Annotated in this window: 15 protein-coding genes and 1 tRNA gene; 8 read left to right on the plus strand and 8 right to left on the minus strand. The window is 67.4% G+C overall.

Annotated features, from left to right (window positions below; genetic code table 11):
* Nucleotides 1-229: 229 nt before the first annotated feature.
* From ACE3O8_RS00005 to ACE3O8_RS00015, 3 genes are all read left to right on the plus strand, one after another.
* Entirely contained in the window at nucleotides 230-1,093 is an 864-nt protein-coding gene (locus ACE3O8_RS00005; protein WP_374385446.1) for a LysR family transcriptional regulator, read from the plus strand.
* Between the two features lie 96 nt (nucleotides 1,094-1,189).
* Nucleotides 1,190-1,266: transfer RNA gene (locus ACE3O8_RS00010), tRNA-His, on the plus strand.
* A gap of 35 nt (nucleotides 1,267-1,301) precedes the next feature.
* Entirely contained in the window at nucleotides 1,302-1,457 is a 156-nt protein-coding gene (locus tag ACE3O8_RS00015) for a hypothetical protein (RefSeq protein ID WP_374385448.1), read from the plus strand.
* Between the two features lie 24 nt (nucleotides 1,458-1,481).
* Here the strand turns inward: ACE3O8_RS00015 and ACE3O8_RS00020 are convergent, their stop codons facing one another.
* Nucleotides 1,482-2,108: a helix-turn-helix transcriptional regulator gene (locus ACE3O8_RS00020; protein WP_374385451.1), complete on the minus strand. Its 627-nt coding sequence runs from the start codon at nucleotides 2,106-2,108 to the stop codon at nucleotides 1,482-1,484.
* Between the two features lie 163 nt (nucleotides 2,109-2,271).
* On the opposite strand from ACE3O8_RS00020, the gene ACE3O8_RS00025 reads away from it, so the two are divergent.
* The 4 genes from ACE3O8_RS00025 (at nucleotide 2,272) to ACE3O8_RS00040 (ending at nucleotide 7,266) form a co-directional block, all read left to right on the plus strand.
* The gene (locus tag ACE3O8_RS00025) at nucleotides 2,272-2,496 is read left to right on the plus strand and encodes a hypothetical protein (protein ID WP_374385453.1); all 225 of its coding nucleotides are present in this window, start codon (nucleotides 2,272-2,274) and stop codon (nucleotides 2,494-2,496) included.
* Complete coding sequence (locus tag ACE3O8_RS00030; RefSeq protein WP_374385455.1) at nucleotides 2,496-2,867, plus strand: hypothetical protein; 372 nt, start codon at nucleotides 2,496-2,498, stop codon at nucleotides 2,865-2,867. The genes ACE3O8_RS00025 and ACE3O8_RS00030 overlap by 1 nt, the downstream gene beginning before the upstream one ends.
* 174 nt (nucleotides 2,868-3,041) lie before the next feature.
* Nucleotides 3,042-4,136: an efflux RND transporter periplasmic adaptor subunit gene (locus ACE3O8_RS00035; protein WP_374385457.1), complete on the plus strand. Its 1,095-nt coding sequence runs from the start codon at nucleotides 3,042-3,044 to the stop codon at nucleotides 4,134-4,136.
* Between the two features lie 7 nt (nucleotides 4,137-4,143).
* On the plus strand, nucleotides 4,144-7,266 hold the full coding sequence (locus ACE3O8_RS00040; protein WP_374385459.1) for an efflux RND transporter permease subunit: 3,123 nt from the start codon (nucleotides 4,144-4,146) through the stop codon (nucleotides 7,264-7,266).
* A 12-nt stretch (nucleotides 7,267-7,278) separates the two neighbouring features.
* On the opposite strand, the gene ACE3O8_RS00045 is transcribed toward ACE3O8_RS00040, so the two are convergent.
* The 7 genes from ACE3O8_RS00045 to ACE3O8_RS00075 form a co-directional block, all read right to left on the minus strand.
* On the minus strand, nucleotides 7,279-9,897 hold the full coding sequence (locus ACE3O8_RS00045; RefSeq protein ID WP_374385461.1) for a valine--tRNA ligase: 2,619 nt from the start codon (nucleotides 9,895-9,897) through the stop codon (nucleotides 7,279-7,281).
* Nucleotides 9,898-9,930: 33 nt separating this feature from the next.
* Nucleotides 9,931-10,269: a DMT family protein gene (locus ACE3O8_RS00050; protein ID WP_374385463.1), complete on the minus strand. Its 339-nt coding sequence runs from the start codon at nucleotides 10,267-10,269 to the stop codon at nucleotides 9,931-9,933.
* Nucleotides 10,266-10,649 (minus strand): DUF2497 domain-containing protein, encoded by a 384-nt coding sequence (locus ACE3O8_RS00055; RefSeq protein ID WP_374385464.1) that lies wholly within the window; start codon nucleotides 10,647-10,649, stop codon nucleotides 10,266-10,268. The genes ACE3O8_RS00050 and ACE3O8_RS00055 overlap by 4 nt, the downstream gene beginning before the upstream one ends.
* A gap of 25 nt (nucleotides 10,650-10,674) precedes the next feature.
* A complete protein-coding gene (locus tag ACE3O8_RS00060) occupies nucleotides 10,675-12,066 on the minus strand; it encodes a TolC family outer membrane protein (protein WP_374385465.1) in 1,392 nt (463 codons plus the stop codon).
* Nucleotides 12,067-12,076: 10 nt separating this feature from the next.
* Nucleotides 12,077-12,736, minus strand: coding sequence for a protein-L-isoaspartate O-methyltransferase (locus ACE3O8_RS00065; protein ID WP_374385467.1), 660 nt, complete (start codon nucleotides 12,734-12,736; stop codon nucleotides 12,077-12,079).
* Nucleotides 12,737-12,843: 107 nt separating this feature from the next.
* Nucleotides 12,844-14,355, minus strand: coding sequence for an MFS transporter (locus ACE3O8_RS00070; RefSeq protein WP_374385468.1), 1,512 nt, complete (start codon nucleotides 14,353-14,355; stop codon nucleotides 12,844-12,846).
* 95 nt (nucleotides 14,356-14,450) lie between these two features.
* Complete coding sequence (locus ACE3O8_RS00075) at nucleotides 14,451-15,455, minus strand: substrate-binding domain-containing protein (protein WP_374385600.1); 1,005 nt, start codon at nucleotides 15,453-15,455, stop codon at nucleotides 14,451-14,453.
* Nucleotides 15,456-15,712: 257 nt separating this feature from the next.
* Between ACE3O8_RS00075 and ACE3O8_RS00080 the strand changes: the two genes are divergently transcribed.
* Nucleotides 15,713-18,448 (plus strand): TonB-dependent receptor, encoded by a 2,736-nt coding sequence (locus tag ACE3O8_RS00080; RefSeq protein ID WP_374385469.1) that lies wholly within the window; start codon nucleotides 15,713-15,715, stop codon nucleotides 18,446-18,448.
* Nucleotides 18,449-18,529: the final 81 nt, after the last annotated feature.

Consider the following 18,529-nt stretch of genomic DNA (forward strand, 5'->3'; position numbering starts at 1 on the left):
AAGTGCTTGTGGGCTTCCAGCTGGATGACGCCAGCCTTGCCTATAATGTCGGCAAGTAGAGACGCGCATTGGATGTGATGCCCGGCGGAAAATCGGGCCGGGCATGACATGAATCATTTCAATTCCACTGGGTATCACGCCTCCTGAGGCTTGAAAGGGCCGCGAATCGCGGCTTGTTCAGGAGCCGGGCGGCTGCCGATTCGCGTTGCGGCCCATGTGGAGAGTATCGATGCCGCATCAGCGCAATATCGACATGGACCTGTTGCGCAGTTTCGTGACGATCATTGAATCGAAAAGCTTCACCAGGGCCGCCGCCCGCGTGACCCGCACCCAATCCGCCATCAGCCTGCAGATGAAACGGCTGGAAGAGCAGCTGGAGACGCGGCTGTTCGAGCGGGGCGGGCGCGGCGTGGAGCCGACTGAGGCGGGCGTCGTGCTGCTGGGCTATGCGCGGCGCATCCTGGCGGCGAACGACGAGCTGGTGGGGCGCATGGTGGAGCCGGACGTGGACGGCGAGGTGCGGTTGCGGGCACCCGACGGATTTGCCGGGCAGCATCTGGCGCTTGTGCTTGCCCGTTTCCAGCGCGCCTTTCCGCTGGTGCGGCTGCGCGTGGAAACCGGGCCGCCGGCGGACGGGCCCGCGCCAGACCTTTCGATCGGGATCCATGTGGGCGCGACGCCGCAGGACGGCGACGAACTGATGTGCGAGGCGCTGATCTGGTGCGTGGCCGAAGGGGCCGAGCCGGTGCAGCCGCTGAACGCGGCGGGGTTGCCCCTGCCGCTGGTGCTGCCCCCGCCGGATGATCCCGCGCGCGCGGCGGCGGTGGCGGCGCTGGATGCGGCCGGGGTTCGATGGATGCTGGCGTTCGAGGCGGGATCGCGGTGGACGATGAAGGCGGCCGTGGGGGCCGGGCTGGGGATCGGGCTGCTGCCGCGTGGGGCGCTGCCATCCGGCCTGCACCGGCTGGCAGAGGCGGAGGGGCTGCCCGCGTTGCCCGACGCGATCGCCTGGCTGGCCGTGCGCCCTGACGCCGGGCGCGCTGCGGAACGGTTGCGCGCCTTTCTGGTGCAGCAATTCGATCATCGGCCCTGAAAGGGCAGGGGGAGGGCCTGCATCTGCTTGACGGCCGGGCGCTCCTCGCCCTATGGGCCTCGACCTTCCCGCCGGGATGTCCGGCGGCTTCTTGTGGCGACCGTAGCTCAATTGGTTAGAGCGCCGGTTTGTGGTACCGGAGGTTGCGGGTTCGAGACCCGTCGGTCGCCCCACTTCCCTTCCGGTCTTCCTGACAGCAGGGTTCCCGATGCGCGACTATGGATATGGCGTGTTCCTGTTCCTGGGCCTGATCGCGGGCCTGGCGGTGGGCCTGTCGATCGGCCAGCCTTCGGCCGGAACGGTGATCGGGCTGGGCGCGGGCGGATTGCTGGCGCTGGGGTTGCAGCTGTCACGTCGCCGCTGAGCGGGCGGAACGGCCCCGAAAGGATCAGGCCAGCGGACGAGCCACCCACAGGATCCGGCCCAGCACGCGAACCGCGGCCGGGTCGCAATCCGGATAGGAGGGGTAGGCGGCGTTGTCCGACAGGATGGAGACGCGGCGGCTGACCGGATTGACGGCGAGACGCCGGGCAAGCGGCCCCGAATCGGTCTCGATCAGATAGAGCCCGTCGCGCGCCGGCGTGGCATCCGCCCGGTCCACCAGCAGGTGATCGCCCGCGATCAGGGTGGGGGCCATCGAATCGCCATCCACCACATGGGCAGCAAGCCCGGCCGCGCGGTCAGGCCCGATGGTGGGGATCAGCCGCCTGTCCAGCGAGAGGCCGGGGGCTGAGCCGCCGATATAGCCGATCTCGATCATGCTGTGCCCGGCTGGTTCCGGTTGCAGACGCGATTGCGCGGGCGGGCCGCCGAGCAGGCTTTCGGGAACACCGAAGTGATCGGCCAGGATTCGCCGTTCGATTTCCCCCAGCCGGCGGGGCACGCCGCGCCGGATGAACTGCTGCACATAGGCCGCATTGCGGCCCAGCAGGCGGGAGATTTCCGCATAGCCCTGGCCGGAGTTCCGGATCAGGTCGTCAAGCCGCTCGCGGATCGCCTGGTCGGACAGTTGCAATCGTTCCTCCGGTATGGGGCGGGTATTCCTATTTACCATAAGTTTATACCTAGACTAGTAGGAAATTCACAATCAGGATCATCCGCATCGATTCGGATGGCGGTGGGGCCTCCGGGCAGTTCGGCCGGATCGATACAGGGTCGACATGTGGAGGATTCCGTTCATGTCGTTGCTGCATGCGATCGAGACCTGCCTGAGACTTTCCCAGGTGCCGCCATCCCGCTTCGGGCGGGACAGCGTGAAAGACCCGCGCCTGGTGCATGACCTGCGCCGGGGCCGGCAGCCCGGGCGGCGCGTGGAAGAGCGGGTGAAGCGCCATATCGCGCAGGTGATGGGAAGCCTGCCGGATCAGCCTGCGGCGCCGCGCACGGGCTGGAGGCGGGGCTGATGCGGGCAGGGCTGTCGCATGTATCCGCCGGCCTTCTGCGTGCGATCCGGGCGCGGGCCGGCGGCCTGCCGGCGGGTGAGGGCGGGGAGGGGGGCGAACCCCTGCTGGTGATCGAGGATTTCGGGGAAACGCCCTGGGCGAGCCTGACCTTTTCCGGATTGCGCCACAGCGTCGACATCCGGCTGGAGGGCGACAGCGCCGCCGTTCTGGCGCTGGCGCAGGAGATGGCGGACTGGGACGATGCCGCCTGCACCGGGCTGACGGGGCATTTCCTGGCCGACCTGCAGACGAGCGAGACAGGCCGGGTCGAACGTGATGGGGGGCGCATGTCGCTTAGCCTCCGCCTGGATGCGCTGACCATAGAGGAATAGGAATTCGACGCAAGCATTGCCGGGCATCCATAGGAGAAATCCTGTGGATGCCTCTGCGGATATCCGTCTTTTTCGAGTGTCGCTCAGATTCTGCTGGTGCGCCGTCTTTGGCCGGGTTAGAAACTGAGTCCTGCCCAAATCCGGGCGGCACGGCTGCTGAGGATGGACACGGGCTTGCGACGGCTTGAACGGGGGCATGGGGGCGAGGGCCGGGTGCGCGGCGGATGGCGGGGCCTGCTGCTGGCCGGGTTGGCGGGCATCGCAATTTCCGCCTGCGACGGGGCGCCCGAGACGGCCCCTGCGCCGCCGGCGCTGCCGGTATCGCTGCATCGGGTGGGAACGGCCGGGATGGCGCTGGACACCCATGCGACCGGGACTGTGCGGCTGCGGCGGGAAACGCCGCTGGCATTCGTGAATGACGGGCGGGTGCGCACGGTGCAGGTGCGGGAAGGCGACCGCGTGCGCGCGGGCCAGATGCTGGCGTCGCTTGACCGGGTGGCGATCGATGCGCAGGCGCAGGCAGCTGCGGCGCGGAGCCGGCAGGCCGATGCGGAGCTGCGGCGCCAGCGCGAACTGGCGGCGCGGGGCTGGGTTTCCGCCGCGCGGGTCGAATCCGCGGTGGCCTCTGCCGAGGCGGCGCGGGCGGAGCTGAGCGGGGCGCAGTTCAGCCAGCGCTTTTCGACCATAACGGCGCCTGCGGGCGGGGTGATCCTGGCGCGGCTGGCGGAGCCCGGGCAGACGGTTGCCGCCGGTTCGCCGGTGCTGACGCTGGGCGAGTTTTCGAGCGGGTTCGTGGTGCGCGTGCCGCTGCCGGCCGGGCGGGTTGCCGGGCTTGCGGCGGGGGATGTGGCCGATGTGACGTTCCGCGATGGTGCGGCCCCGCCGATGAAGGCGCGCATCATCGAAATCGCCGGGCGGGCCGATCCCGCGACCGGCACCTTCCAGGTGGAGTTTGCACTGCCCGCAGACCCGGCGCTGCGATCGGGCCTGATCGCCGATGTCGTGCTGAGCGGGGCGGGGGCAGCGGCCGCCGGGCTGGCGATTCCGGCGACTGCGCTGTTTTCCGCCCGGGCCGACGAAGGGTTTGTGTGGCGCTATGATCCGGCCAGCCGGAAGGTGGGGGCGCAAATGGTTCGGCTGGGCCGGGTTTCGGATGACGGGGTGGAGATCCTGTCTGGCCTGGCGCGCGGCGACCGCATTGTGGCCGCAGGCGTTGACCGCTTGTCTGAAGGACAGGCGGTGAAGGTGGTTCAGGCGGAGGCGCGTTGACCGCCGCATGCTGAACAGCCTGATCGCCTTCGCCGTTCACCGCTGGCAGGTGACGCTGGTGCTGTTCAGCCTGATCGCGGCGCTGGGCGCGCAGGCGTTCATGACCATTCCGCGTTCGGTGGACCCCACGTTCAAGGCGCCCTTCGTGCTGATCCTGGCGATCCTGCCGGGCGCTGACCCCGCCGACATCGAACAGACGGTGACGAAGCCGATCGAGGATGCGGTTGCCGGTCTGGACGCCATCGACAAGATCGAATCGAGCTCTCTGGACGGGCAGGCGGTGATCACCGCGCAGTTCCTGTGGGGTTCCGACCCGGACCGGAACTTCGACGAGGTGGTGCGCGAGGTGAACGCCATTCGCGCCAATCTGCCGACCGGCATCCAGCGGCTGGAATTCCGCCGCTTTCGCACGACCGAGGCAGTGGTGGCGCAATATGCCATCGTGTCGGACACGGCATCCTGGCGGCGCATGGAAAAGGTGGGGAAGGACCTGAAGGAGGCCTTCCAGCGCCAGCCGGGCGTTCGGGTGGCCACCGTGTGGGGGGTGCCGAAGCCCGAAATGCGGGTGTCGGTGGACCTGGGGCGGCTGGCGGAGCTGGGGATTCCGGTGACGCAGGTGACGGATGCGCTGCGCGTGGGCGGAACCGATACGCCGCCGGGGCCGGTTCGGTCTGGCGACCAGCGGCTGAACCTGAAAGCGGGCGGCGCGTTCCGCAGCGTGGACGAGGTGAAGGCCGTGCCGCTGCGCGCGGTGAACGGGCGTGTGGTGCGGGTGGGCGATATTGCCAGCGTGGAATGGGCGACAGCGGAACGGACCCACGCGACGCGCTTCAACGGCAAGCGCGCGATCTGGGTGACCGCGACGCAGAAGGACGGCGTGAACGTGCTGGACGTGGAGCGGGCGCTGACGGCGACCGCTGCCGCCTATGCGAAGACCCTGCCGCCCGACATGAAGCTGGAGCTGGCGTTCGACCAGTCGCTGGACGTGAAGCGCAAGCTGGCCCTGCTGGCGCGCGATTTCGGGCTGGCGCTGGCGCTGGTGTTGCTGACCTTGCTGCCGCTGGGGCCGCGCGCGTCGCTGGTGGTGATGGTGTCCGTGCCGCTGAGCCTGGCGATCGGCATGTTTGTGATGCTGGTTTCGGGGTTCACGCTGAACCAGCTGGTGATCACGGGCTTCATCGTGGCGCTGGGCATCCTAGTGGATGATTCGATCGTGGTGGTGGAGAATATCTCCCGCCATCTGCGCATGGGTTATTCGCGGACGGCGGCGGCGCTGGCGGGCACGCAGCAGATCGCGGTGGCGGTGGTGGGCTGCACGGCGGTGATCGTGCTGGCCTTCCTGCCGCTGACGGCGCTGCCGGGCGGGGCCGGCATGTTCATCCGGGGGCTGCCGATCGCGGTGATGTCCACCGTGATCGCGTCGCTTCTGGTTTCGCTGACGATCATCCCCTTCCTGGCCTCGCGCCTGTTGCCGAAAGACAGCGACCCGCACGGAAACAGCATCCTTCAGGCGGTGGATGGCGGCATCCAGCGTTTTTATGCGCCGATCCTGCACCGGGCGCTGGAAAACCCGCGCACCACATTCCTGGCCGCGACGGCGCTGTGCATTGCGGCGCTGGGGCTGATACCGGTGTTGGGCACCAGCCTGTTCCCGCCCGCCGATGCGCCCTATTTCCAGGTTGAGATCGAAGCCGGAAAGGGCATGGATACCGCCGCCACGGAGCGCGCCGTCGCCTTTGTGGAACAGGCGCTGGCCGCCGAGCCGATGGTGGAAAACCGGATGGCGAACGTGGGCCGGGGCAATCCGCAGATCTTCTACAACAAGGCCGAAGTCAGCCAGCAATCCAACATCGGCATGGTGGCCGGAACGCTGAAGGAATGGCATCCGGTGGAGACGCCGGCGCTGTATGCCCGGCTGCGCGAGAAGTTCGCGACCTGGCCCGAGGCGCGGATCCAGCTGAACCCCTATCAGAACGGGGCGCCCATCGATGCGCCGATCCAGTGGTTCCTGACCGGGCCTGACATTGAGCAGCTGCGCAAATATTCGCTGGAAGCCGAAGCGGTGATGCGGGCAGTGCCGGGCACGCGCGACGTGCGCAACCCGCTGGCGTTCGAGCGGCTGGACCTGGACCTGGGGCTGGATGCCGACAAGGCCGCGCTGCTGGGCGTTGCGCCCGCCAATGCGCGGCGGGTGACGCGGCTGGCGCTGGCGGGCGAAGCGGCGGGTCGGTACCGCGACGCGGAAGGCGACAGCTATGACGTGGTGGTGCGGCTACCGCAGCCGGCGTTCACCGGCGTTGCCCCGGGTGAACGGCTGGGGGCGTTGCAGGATGTTTCCGCGCTGGAGCGGGTGTTCGTGCCGACGGCTGCGGGCGATGCCGTTCCGCTGCCTGCGATCGCCGCGCCGCGGTTGACCGGCGGGCCGGCCTCCATCGATCGCTTCGGACAGCAGCGCAGCGTGGGCCTGACCTCTTATGTGGCCGAAGGCAACCTCACCTCGAAGGTGAATGACGAGGTGGGCCGCCGGCTGAACGCGATGAAGTTGCCGCCGGGCTATGGCTTTGTGCTGGGCGGCGAGGCGGCCGAGGAAGAGGAAAGCTTCAGCGGGCTGGGCGGCGTGATCCTGTTCGTGGCCTTTTCCATCTTTGGTGTGCTGGTGCTGGAATTCGGCCGCTTCCGCGAAACGATCGTGGTGGCGGGCGTGGTGCCGCTGGGCATGTTCGGCGGGCTGATCGCGCTGTGGCTGACGGGCAATTCCATCAGCTTCACCGCCATCATCGGCTTCGTGGCGCTGATCGGGATCGAGATCAAGAATTCGATCCTGCTGGTGGATTTCACCACCCAGCTGCGCCAGCAGGGGGTGGAGCTGCGCGAGGCGATCGAACGGGCCGGCGAAGTGCGCTTCCTGCCGGTGCTGCTGACCAGCGTGACCGCCGTGCTGGCGCTGCTGCCGCTCGCGCTTTCAGGCTCAGGGCTTTATTCGCCGCTGGCCTGGGTGATTATCGGCGGGCTGATTTCTTCCACGCTGCTCAGCCGGATCGTGACGCCGGTGATGTACCTGCTGCTGGTGCGCCACGCGCCGCCGCCGCCACGGATGGAGACGGCGCCGCCGCCGCTGCCGGAGGCGTAGGGGAGGGTTCCCCTACCCCAGCCGAGCCAGCGCCGCGCGGAGCCGGTCCGCTTCGGAGGTGCGGGCGGCGTGATCTTCGCGGGCCTTTTCGATCGCCTCCGGCTTGGCGCGTTCCACGAAGCCGGGGTTGGAGAGGCGGCCGCCGAGCGCGGCGGCTTCCTTTTCGGCCTGCTCGGCGGCCTTCAGCAGGCGCGCGCGTTCGGCGGCGAGATCGATCACGCCTGCAAGTGGCAGGGCGTAGGTGCAGCCTTCGACGACGATCTGTGCAGAGCCGCCGGCGGGCGGGGCCTCGAACGACAGGCTTTCGATGCGGGCGAGGCGTTCGAGCGCGGGGAGCTGGCCTTGCAGGCGGGCCTTGAGCGCATCGTCTGCCTCGGTGGCGTGCAGCACCAGTTTGGCGGCGGGCGGCACGTTCAGTTCGGTGCGGGCCGAGCGGATCGCCGAGACGAGATCGATGAGCCAGCCGATTTCGGCGCTGGCGGCATCCGGCGCTGCGGTCAGGGCGGGCCATTCGGCCACGATCAGGTCGTGCGCACGGGCTCCCTGGGCGTGCCACAGTTCCTCGGTAATGAAGGGCATCACCGGGTGCAGCAGGATCAGCATCCGGTCGATCACCCAGCCCGCGACGGCCCTTGTTTCGTCTGCCGCTGCGCCGCCTTCGGCCAGCAGCGGCTTGATGAGTTCGAGATACCAGTCGCAGAAGCGGCTCCAGACGAACTGGTAGAGGCCGAGCGCATATTGATCGTAGCGGAAGGCCGACAGCGCGGCTTCGGCGTCTGCGGCGGCCTGCGCGGTTTCCGCGAGGATCCAGCGGTTGACGGGCAGGGTGGCCGTGGGGGCTTCGCTGCCGCCTGCGGTGATGCCCTGCGCCTGCGCGAAGCGGACGGCGTTCCACAGCTTGGTGGCGAAGTTGCGATAGCCTTCCACCCGCTTTTCATCGAACTTCACGTCGCGGCCCTGCGTTTCGGAGGCCGCCATTGTGAAGCGCAGCGCATCCGCGCCGTAGCGGTCGATCAGTTCCAGCGGATCGACGGTGTTGCCCTTGGACTTGGACATCTTCTGGCCCTTGGAGTCCCGCACGAGGCCGTGGATGTAGACCGTTTCGAACGGTTCCTTGTCCATGATCTCCAGCCCGAACATCATCATCCGGGCGACCCAGAAGAAGATGATGTCGAAGCCGGTGACGAGCACGCTGCCGGGATAGAAGCGCTTCAGATCCGCGGTGTTTTCAGGCCAGCCCAGGGTGACGAAAGGCCAGAGGCCGGAGGAGAACCAGGTGTCGAGGACGTCTTCATCCTGCGTCAGCGCCACGCCTGCACCGGCCTTCGCCCGGGCTTCGGCTTCGCTGCGGGCGACGATGGGCGTGCCATCCGGCGTGAACCATGCCGGGATGCGGTGCCCCCACCAGAGCTGGCGGGAAATGCACCAGGGCTGGATGTTGTCCATCCAGTTGAAATAGGTCTTTTCCCACGCCTTCGGCACGAAGCTGGTGCGGCCATCGGTGACGGCTTCGCGGGCCTCGACCGCGAGCTTGCTGGTGTCGATATACCATTGGTCTGTCAGCCAGGGTTCGATCACCACGCCGGAGCGGTCCCCGTAGGGGGTCTGGATTGTCTTGTCTTCCACCCGCTCCAGCAGGCCCAGCGCATCCAGATCGGCGACGATGCGCTTGCGCGCCTCGAACCGCTCCAGCCCGCGATAGGCTTCCGGAACGTCGCTGCTATCGATGATATTTGCCTGTGAATCAAGGATGTTGATCCAGCCGATTTCCTTGTGGCGGTCATAGACCTGCCAGTCGTTGAAATCATGCGCCGGGGTGATCTTCACGCAGCCGGAGCCGAGTTCCGGGTCTGCCCAGTCATCGCCCACGATGGGGATCTGGCGGCCCGTCAGCGGGTGGGCGATCATCTGCCCGATCAGATGGGCATAGCGCTCGTCAGACGGGTTCACGGCGACGGCGGTGTCGCCCAGCATGGTTTCGGGGCGCGTGGTGGCCACCACCAGATGGCCGGAGCCATCCGCCAGCGGATAGCGCAGGTGCCAGAAATGGCCCTGCACCTCGCGGGTTTCGACTTCGAGGTCGGAAATGGCGGTCTGAAACTTCGGGTCCCAGTTCACGAGGCGTTTGTCGCGATAGATGAGGCCCGCTTCGTGCAGCCGCACGAACACCTCCACCACGGCCTTGTTGAAGCCTTCATCCATGGTGAAGCGTTCGTTCGACCAGTCCGCGCTGGCGCCCAGACGGCGCATCTGGCGGGTGATGGCGCCGCCCGATTGTTCCTTCCAGTCCCACACATGGGCGAGGAATGCCTCGCGGCCGAGGCCCTGCCGGGTGAGGCCCTGCCCGGCGATGGTGCGTTCCACCACCATCTGTGTGGCGATGCCGGCATGATCGGTGCCGACGATCCAGCGCGCGTCCTTGCCCTTCAGCCGCTGCCAGCGGATCAGGATGTCCTGCAGCGTCTGATCCAGCGCATGGCCGATGTGCAGCGTGCCGGTGACGTTGGGCGGCGGCAGCACGATACTGAACGGCTCTGCATCCGGGCGGGCAGGGCGGAACAGGCCCTGCTGTTCCCAATGGGCATAGCATTTGGCTTCGATGGCCGAGGGCGTGAACGTCTTTTCCAGCATGGGCGCGGGATTAGCGGCTGAAAGCCGGTTCCGCTAGTCGCCGACGATCAGCACCGCCGCCACGATCATCAGCGCGAAGCCGACAAGCTGTTTCAGGCTGACGCCTTCCCCCAGCCACAGGGTGGACACCACGAAGAAGGTGAGGATGGAGAGGGTTTCCTGAATCCCCTTCAGCTGGGGCGCGGAATAGACCTGATGGCCGATGCGGTTTGCAGGCACCTGCAGCGCATATTCGAACAGGGCGATGCCCCAGGCCACGAAGATGACCAGCGCGAGCGGCGCGGCCTTGAACTTCAGATGGCCATACCAGGCGAGGTTCATGATGAGGTTCGACCCCGCCAGCAGCAGGATCGTTGTCGTCTGCGGGCTCACTTTCGGCCTGTGAGCCGCGCGATTTCCTCTGCCGCCATCTTCTGGATCAGTTCCGGCAGGTTCGCCTTCAGCCAGGCATCCAGCTGCGGGCGGATCAGCTCGGCCAGAAACTCCTCGACCGAGCGGCCGCCGGCGACCGGCGGAAGGGCGGCGGGTGCGGCCGGGGCGACGGATGCTGCCGGTGCGGCGGCGGCCTTCTTCGCGGCGCGCGCCTTTGGCGCGGGCGCCTTGGGTTCCCGGTCAGCCTCTTCGTCCGCGTCAGGCTCGACCGGATCCTGATCCTCTTGCCGTTCCGCGCGGTCGGGGGCTTCGCCGCCGACGGTTGCGCGGATCGAATCCAGGATGGAGGCGAGGTTCGGGTCGAGCGTCTTGCGGGTCATCGGCCCCCTGATCCTGTTCTGGCGATCATTGCTGCGGCCCCATCAGCGGGGCGGTGTTGCGGGCGCGATCGGTGGATGGGTTCGGATCATAGCCGAATTCCTGCCAGCCCTTGCCCCGCACCCGCTTCGCGTTCGCAGCTGCATCATATTTCTGCACGCCGGTGCCTTCCAGCGCAATGTCTGCCGCGCCCACCGATTCCAGCAGCTGGTATGCGGCCACATAGCGATCGCGTTCGGCCTGCACGAGCTGGACGCGGCTGTTCAGCAGTTCCTGTTCGGCGTTCAGCACATCGAGGATGTCGCGGCTGCCGACCATGTTTTCCTGCCGCACGCCTTCGGCGGCCAGCGTGTTGGCGCTGGTCTGCGACTTGGCGGCGGTGATGGTGGCTTCAGCCGTCTGCAGCAGGGCCCAGCTGTTGGAGACGCCCTCTGTCACCTGCCGTTCGGTAAGGCTGATGGTTTCCAGCGCCTCGCTCTGCCGGGCCTGCGCCTGACGGACCTGCGCGGCGATCAGGCCGCCCGAAAACAGCGGCATGCCGGCAGTGACGCCGACGCGCGGATCGAAGCCGGAGGCGCCGAAGGCCGAGTTGGAATATTCGGTGTAGTTGGCCGACGCCTGCACGCCGATGGAGGGCATGCGGCCCGCCTTTGCGGCGCGGACATCATCGGCTGCCGCCTTTTCGCCGGCCTTGGCGGCACCAAGGGCTGGGCTGAGCGTGGCGGCGCGATCGAGCGCCTGGCCTTCGCTTTCCGGCAGCGGGGGCAGGGGCGGCAGCGGCTCCAGCTGGCCGGGTGCGCGGCCGACGAGGCGCTGATAGGCCTGGCGCGCGAATACGGCGTTGCCCCGCGCGGCGATCAGCGTGGCCTGCGAGGCGGCGAGGCGCGCTTCGGACTGGGCGACATCGGTGCGGGTGACATCCCCCACGTCGAACCGGTCCTTCGAGGCGCGCAGTTCCTGTTCCAGCACGCGAACCTGATTTTCGTTCAGCTTCACGATTTCCTGGGTGCGCAGCACATCGGCATAGGCCGTCACCGTGTCGGTGATGAGGGCCTGTTCCTGCGCGGCGAGGTTCAGGCGGCTGGCCTCGATCCGGGCTTCGGCGGCGGAAATGCCGGCGCGGATGCGGCCCCCTTCCCAGATGGACTGGCGCAGGGTGATGCCGCCCGTCCAGATCTGGCCGAGATCGGCGAAGCTGTCGCTGAGGCTCTGCGTGAAGCTGCCGCCGAGATCGAGGCCGGGGCGGGCGCCGGAGGCGGCGATGGGCACGCCTTCGTCAGCCTGCCGCACGCGGGCGCGGGCGGCGGCGATCGCCGGGTTGTTGGAATAGGCCTGCGCGATCGCGTCCTTCAGCGATTCAGCCGAGGATGGCGCAGCAGTGGAGAGCAGAAGCAGCGAAACCAGGATGTGACGACGCATGAGGGGGCTTTCAGAACTGGAAGGCCGGAGCCTTCCGGAAGGGTGGCAGGATCGCGGCCGCCGCTTCGGCAAAGGGTTCGAGACGGACGGCACCCGCCCGCTTCACACCCTTCGACGCGCGGCCGACGCCATCGCTGCCATGGACGATCGCGACCATCCGGCCCCCCTCGGCCAGCTGGGCGATCAATGTATCGGGCACGATTTCCACGCCCCCGTCAATCAGGATCAAGTCATAGGGTGATCCGAAGGAGGCGCCGGCATCGAGCGGGCCTTCCTGCACGCGAACCGTATCCGCCAGAGCGGCGCGGGCGCGGGCGGCGAGGGCGGGATCGCTTTCCAGCGCCGTGACGCGGGCGCCCAGATGGGCAAGGATCGCGGCTGAATAGCCGGTGGCGGCCCCGACGACGAGCGCGGTTTCGCCGGGCATGACATGGGCTTCCTCAACCAGCAGGCCGAGGCTGAGCGGCGAAAGAAGCTCCCGCCCGTTGCCCAGCGGCTGGGCCGCATCGACATAGGCGAGGCCACGACGCCCTTCCGCCACGAAATCTTCGCGCGCGACGGCGAAGAAGGCGGCCGAGGTGCGCGGGTTCACCACCCCGCACGGCTTCAGCTGGCTGTCGATCATCGCTTCGCGGGCGGCGAGCGGGGAATGGGAGGGGGCGGAAGCCACGGGTGGGAAGCCTTTAGGTTGAGAGACGCGCCAATGGGTTGGGCCCTGTTACCCAAGGGTGGCGCGGGCCGCAACACTTGGCCTTCGGCAGGGGCGGGCTGGCCCCTTCAGCGCCCGTCCCGCACGCTGCGCATCGCCCAGGCGGCCAGAAGCAGTACGGCACTGGCGATGCCCATCAGCCAGATCGGTTCGCCGGGGAAGGCGATGTGCATGATGCTGCCCATGACGGCTGAAACCAGCAATTGAGGAAGCACGATGAAGATATTGAAAAGGCCCATGAACACGCCGAGTTTTGATTGCGGCAGGGCAGACGAGAGGATCGCATAGGGCATGGTGAGGATGGAGGCCCAGGCAATGCCGACGAGGATCATGGAGAGGATCAGCCAATCCGGATCCCGCACCACCAGGAACAGGCCGAAGCCGATCGCGCCGGCCAGAAGGCCGAGGATGTGGGTGTTGACCCGCCCGATGCGGGCCGCGATGCCGGGCAGGGCGAAGGCGTAGATCGCGGCGACGCCGTTGTAGATGCCGAACAGCACCCCCACCCAGTCTGCGCCATCGTTGTAGGCGCGGCTGGCGGTGTCGGTGGCGCCGAACATGTAGCGGGTGACGATGGGGGTGGTGTAGATCCACATGATGAACAGCGCGATCCAGGTGAAGAACTGGACGAGCGCCAGCCGCTTCATCGCGGGCGGCATCAGCTTGAGATCCGAGATGATCCGCGTGACGGGGCCTGCGGGCTTCCCGGCGAGGGCGCGGCGGCGGGTGAATTCCTGCAGGCCGCCGAACGCAAGCAGCGCCGCGCCGAGGATGTAGACGGGCTTGTCCAGCTGGAACTGGGCGACGCAGATGATGACGATGGCGCCGAGTGTCGCCCACCAGAAGCCGTTGATGGGGGCGGCCAGCGGTTCGTCGTCTGGAAGCGCGGCGGCATGGCCTTCGAAGGCGCGCATTTCATCCGGCGAATATTCGCGGGTGGTGAACACCGTCCACAGCACGGCCAGCAGCAGCGCGCCCGCGCCGATGTAGAAGGCGAGGCGGACCGATGGCGGGATTTCACCGGGAGGGGCGACGTTGGAGACGCCGAACACATGAGTGAGAACCGCCGGCGCGAGGCTGGCGGCGACGGCGCCGGCGCCGATGAACACGGTCTGGAACGCATATCCCGCTGTCCGCTGCTTCTCGCTCACCATATCGCCCACGAAGGCGCGAAAGGGTTCCATCGCGATGTTGAGCGAGGCATCGAGAATCCAGAGCATGCCGGCCGCGAACCAGAGGGCGTGCGAATTGGGCATGCCGAGGAGGGCGAGGGTGGCGAGGATTGCGCCTGCCAGGAAATAGGGGCGGCGGCGGCCAAGCGGGGTCCATGTCCGGTCCGAGAAATAGCCGATCACGGGCTGCACCAGCAGGCCCGTCACCGGGCCCGCCACCCACAGGAAGGCGAGATCGTCGATGGAGGTGCCGAGCGACTGGAAGATGCGGCTGACATTGGCGTTCTGCAGGGCGAAGCCGACCTGGATGCCGAAAAAGCCGAAGCTGAGATTCCAGAGGCCCCAGAAGCCGAGGATCGGGCGTTCCGCCCGCCTGCCAGTTTCCGTTCCCGCAGTTCCCGCCTGCATGATCCTGTTCCCTCCCCACGGGCGCTGCGCACGCCGCGTGCCTGTACGCGAGGCTGGCGCGATTCGCGGCAGCTGACAACCGCCTGCGTGCGCCCTCAGCCGGCCCCGCAGGAGCGGCGGACGACGAGACGCGTCGGCAGCATGGCGCCTGGCGCAGGCAGCCCTTCCAGCTGGGCCCGCACCGCATCGACCAGCATCTGCCCGGCCCTTTGCGTATCCTGAACGACCGTCGTCAGCGGCGGGCGGGTGCTGGCGGCGGCGGGGATGTCGTCGAAGCCGGTGACGGCGACATCGGCCGGGACGGCGAGGCCCCGTTCTTCCAGCGCGCGCATGGCGCCGATGGCGATGAGATCCGACGCGGCGACGATGGCGTCGAACCGTTCGCCGCTGTCCAGAATGGCGTGGATGGCGGCCGAGCCGGCTTCTTCCGTGGTGATGGCGTCTGCCTGGAGCGGCGGGGGCAGCCCGGCTTCGGCCAGGGCGGCGGCGACGCCTTCGAAACGGGCGAGGAATTCGGGATAGTGGCTGGAGGCGTGGCCGAGGAAGGCGATGCGCCTGCGGCCCAGGCGGATGAGGTGGGCCGCCGCCATCTGCCCGCCCGAGCGGTTGTCGGAGCCGATCGTGGTGCCGAGCCGCTTCAGCGCGGGGGCGGCCTCCACCGAACCCCAGCGGGCGAAGTGGGTGCCCTGTGCCGACAGCTGGGTTACACGCTCGCGATAGGTTTCCCAATCCCCATAGCCCAGCAGGATCAGGCCGTCGGCCTTGTGGCTGTCCTCGAAATCCTTGTGCCAGTCGTCTGACAGCTGCTGGAAGCTGACGAGGAGATCATAGCCCGCGCGCTTCGCCGCCCGGGTGATCGAGCCGAGCATGGCGACGAAGAAGGGGTTGATGAGGGATTCATCCGCCGTCGGATCCTCGAAGAAGAGGAGGGCGATGGTGTCGGACCGGCGCTTCCGCAGGGAGGAGGCGGCCTTGTCCACCTTGTAGTTGAGCTGGTGGGCGATCGCCTCGATGCGCTTGCGCGTCGCTTCGGACACCATGGGCGATCCGGACAGCGCCCGGCTGACCGTTGGCTGGGAGACGCCGGCGAGGTGGGCGATGTCGAACGAGGTGGGCGCACGTTCGGGGCGGAGGGCGGGGGATGTGCCCCGCTCCGCCTTTGGTTCCTCCCCCGGCTGCTGTACCTTTACGGACACGGCCTCTCCTGATGCATTTCGCATACGTATGTGCATTTCTTGAACCAGAACGTGCCCGAACGGAAGATGCACAGGCAATCGAAATATCGATGCGCGGACCGGCGACGGCCCCGATTCCGGGGTGATGCGACTGCCGGCCGCCCGGGATTGGGGAGTGTAACATGCAAGGGTTTTCCGAAAGGCCGCGCGCGGCCTTCGTTTCCGGCCATCTGCTGCTGAAGGCTTCGGCCAGCGCCATCGCGCTGACCGTGGCGTCTGCCGCGTTCGCGCAGGCCGCGCCCGGCGCTGCCGATGAGGACATCGTCGTCACCGGCTTCCGCGCCAGCATCGCGAATGCGATCGCGGAGAAGAAAAGCTCCGACATGATCGTGGAGAGCATCTCTGCCGAGGATATCGGCAAGCTGCCCGACACCTCCATCGCGGAATCCATCTCGCGCCTTCCGGGCCTGACCTCTCAGCGGTTCGACGGCCGGGCGCAGAATGTGAGCATCCGGGGCCTTGCGCCGGACTTCTCCACCACGCTGCTGAATGGCCGCGAGCAGGTGACGACGAGCGACAACCGGGGCGTCGAGTTCGACCAGTTCCCGTCCGAGATCATGCAGCAGGTGAATGTGTTCAAGACGCCATCTGCCGCCCTGATCGGCGCGGGCCTGTCGGGCACGGTTGACCTGCGCACCATCCGCCCGCTGGCGCACGGCAAGACGTCGGTTGCGCTGAGCGCCCGGGCCGAGGTGCTGGATGCGAAGAAGCTGAACCCCGATTCCGACACCTGGGGCTATCGCTTCTCGGGCACCTATATCGACCAGTTCGCGAACGACACCATGGGCATCGCCCTGTCCGTCACGCACCTGAACCAGCCCTCCCAGATCGAGCGGTTCGAGGCCTGGGGCTATCCCAACGCCACCGCCGACGCGGTGGTGATCGGCGGGACGAAGCCCTATGCCCGGTCCACCACGCTGGAGCGGACGGCGCTGTCGGGTGCGTTCGAATGGCAGCCGAGCGAGCATTTCCACACGACGCTCGATGTCTTCTACTCGAAGTTCAAGGACGACGAAGTGAAGCGCGGCGTGGAGCTGCCGCTGTTCTGGTCGGGCGCGCAGCTGCAGCCGGGCTTCGCCGTGGATGACGGGCTGGTGACATCCGGCCAGTTCAACGGCGTGAAGGGCGTTGTCCGCAACGACATCAAGCAGACCGATGCCGACCTGTTCGCCATCGGCTGGAATGTCGAGGCCGGGAACGACATCCTGAAGGCGAAGATCGACGTCAGCTATTCGGGCGTGGACCGCAAGACGCTGGACGTTGAAACCTATTCCGGCACCGGCCGCGGCCCGCTGGGCGCGACCGACAACATGGGCTTCGACATGGTCGGCCGCGGTGTCGTGTTCGACAACCAGCTGGATTATGCCGATCCGGCGCTGATCCTGCTGACCAGCCCGCAGGGCTGGGGCGGCAACATCATCAACGGCGGGCAGGACGGTTACTACAACAACCGCCGGATCAAGGACGAGCTGCTGGCGCTGCGCTTCGGCGCGGAGCGGGAGCTGGGCGGGGCCTTCCGGTCAGTCGAGGTCGGTTTCAACTATACGGGCCGCGTGAAGCGGCTGACGCCCGACGAATATTTCCTGGGCCTGGCCGCGAACACCAACGGCATCACATCCGTGCCGGTGCCGGGCGAGTTCCTGTATGACAGCGGCGCCAACATGGGCTTCCTGGGGATCGGTGAAACGATCGCCTATGATGTGAAGGGCCTGCTGGACAGCGGCATCTATACCCGCGTTCGCAACCCCAACGCCGACGTGTCCACCAAGGGCTGGCGGGTGCGCGAGGATGTGCTGACGGGCTATCTGCAGCTGAACATCGACGCGCCGCTGGGCACCAGCCGCCTGACCGGCAATGTCGGCGTGCAGCTGGTGAACACCGATCAGGTCTCGAACGGGCTTGCCTCGTCCGGCACCGGTTCGGGCGTGACGAACACGCCGATCACCGACGGCGCGAGCTATCTCTATGCGCTGCCCACGCTGAACCTGGCGCTGCGCACAGAGACGGACTTCGTGGCGCGGCTGGGCCTTGGCCGCCAGATGGCGCGGGCACGGATGGACGACATGCGCGCCTCCATCAACTACAACTACTCGCCGGGGCTTGCGGGTTCGCCCGATGTCAACAATTCGCCCTGGTCCGGCAATGGCGGCAATCCGAAGCTGCGGCCCTGGATCGCGGATTCGATCGACATCAGCTTCGAGAAATATTTCAGCCGCGAGGCCTATGTCTCTCTGGCTGGATACTACAAGAAGCTGAAGACCTATATCTACGAGCAGAATGTGCTGTTCGACTTCACCGGCTTCCCGGTGACGGCGGGGCCGGAGCCCGTGCTGCGCGAAGGCTTTGTGCGGATCTGGTCGAACGGAGATGGCGGCGAACTCTATGGGCTTGAAGCGACGGGTTCGCTTCCGTTCAACGTCTTCTCCAGCTCGCTGGACGGCTTCGGCGTGCAGGGCAGCTACTCCTACACCGAAAGCAACATCGAGCCGAACGGGCCGGGTTCCACCCAGCCGCTGCCGGGCCTGTCCAAGCATGTGTGGAACGCGACCGGCTATTTCGAGCGGTCGGGTTTCTCCGTCCGCGGATCGGTGCGCCATCGGTCGAGCTTCCTGGCGGAAGTGCGCGGCTTCGGCGGCGGGAACCAGCGGCGTTATGCCAAGGGCGAGACGATCGTGGATGCGCAGATCGGCTATGAGTTCCAGGAAGGCAGCGCGCTGGAAGGCCTCTCCCTGCTGGCGCAGGCCTACAACCTGACGAACGAGCCCTTCCGGACCTATGACATTCCGGATACCCGGCTGATCCGTGACTATGAATCCTATGGGCGGCGCTTCCTGTTCGGCGCGAGCTATCGCTTCTGAACCGGGAACGGGGCGCCCCCCCCCCCAACCCGCGGGGCGCCCCCCCCACCGGGACCCCCCGCCGCGGGGGCCCGCGGGTTA

The organism is Sandaracinobacter sp., assembly GCF_041909755.1.
In the GTDB taxonomy this organism is placed as follows: Bacteria; Pseudomonadota; Alphaproteobacteria; order Sphingomonadales; family Sphingomonadaceae; genus Sandaracinobacteroides.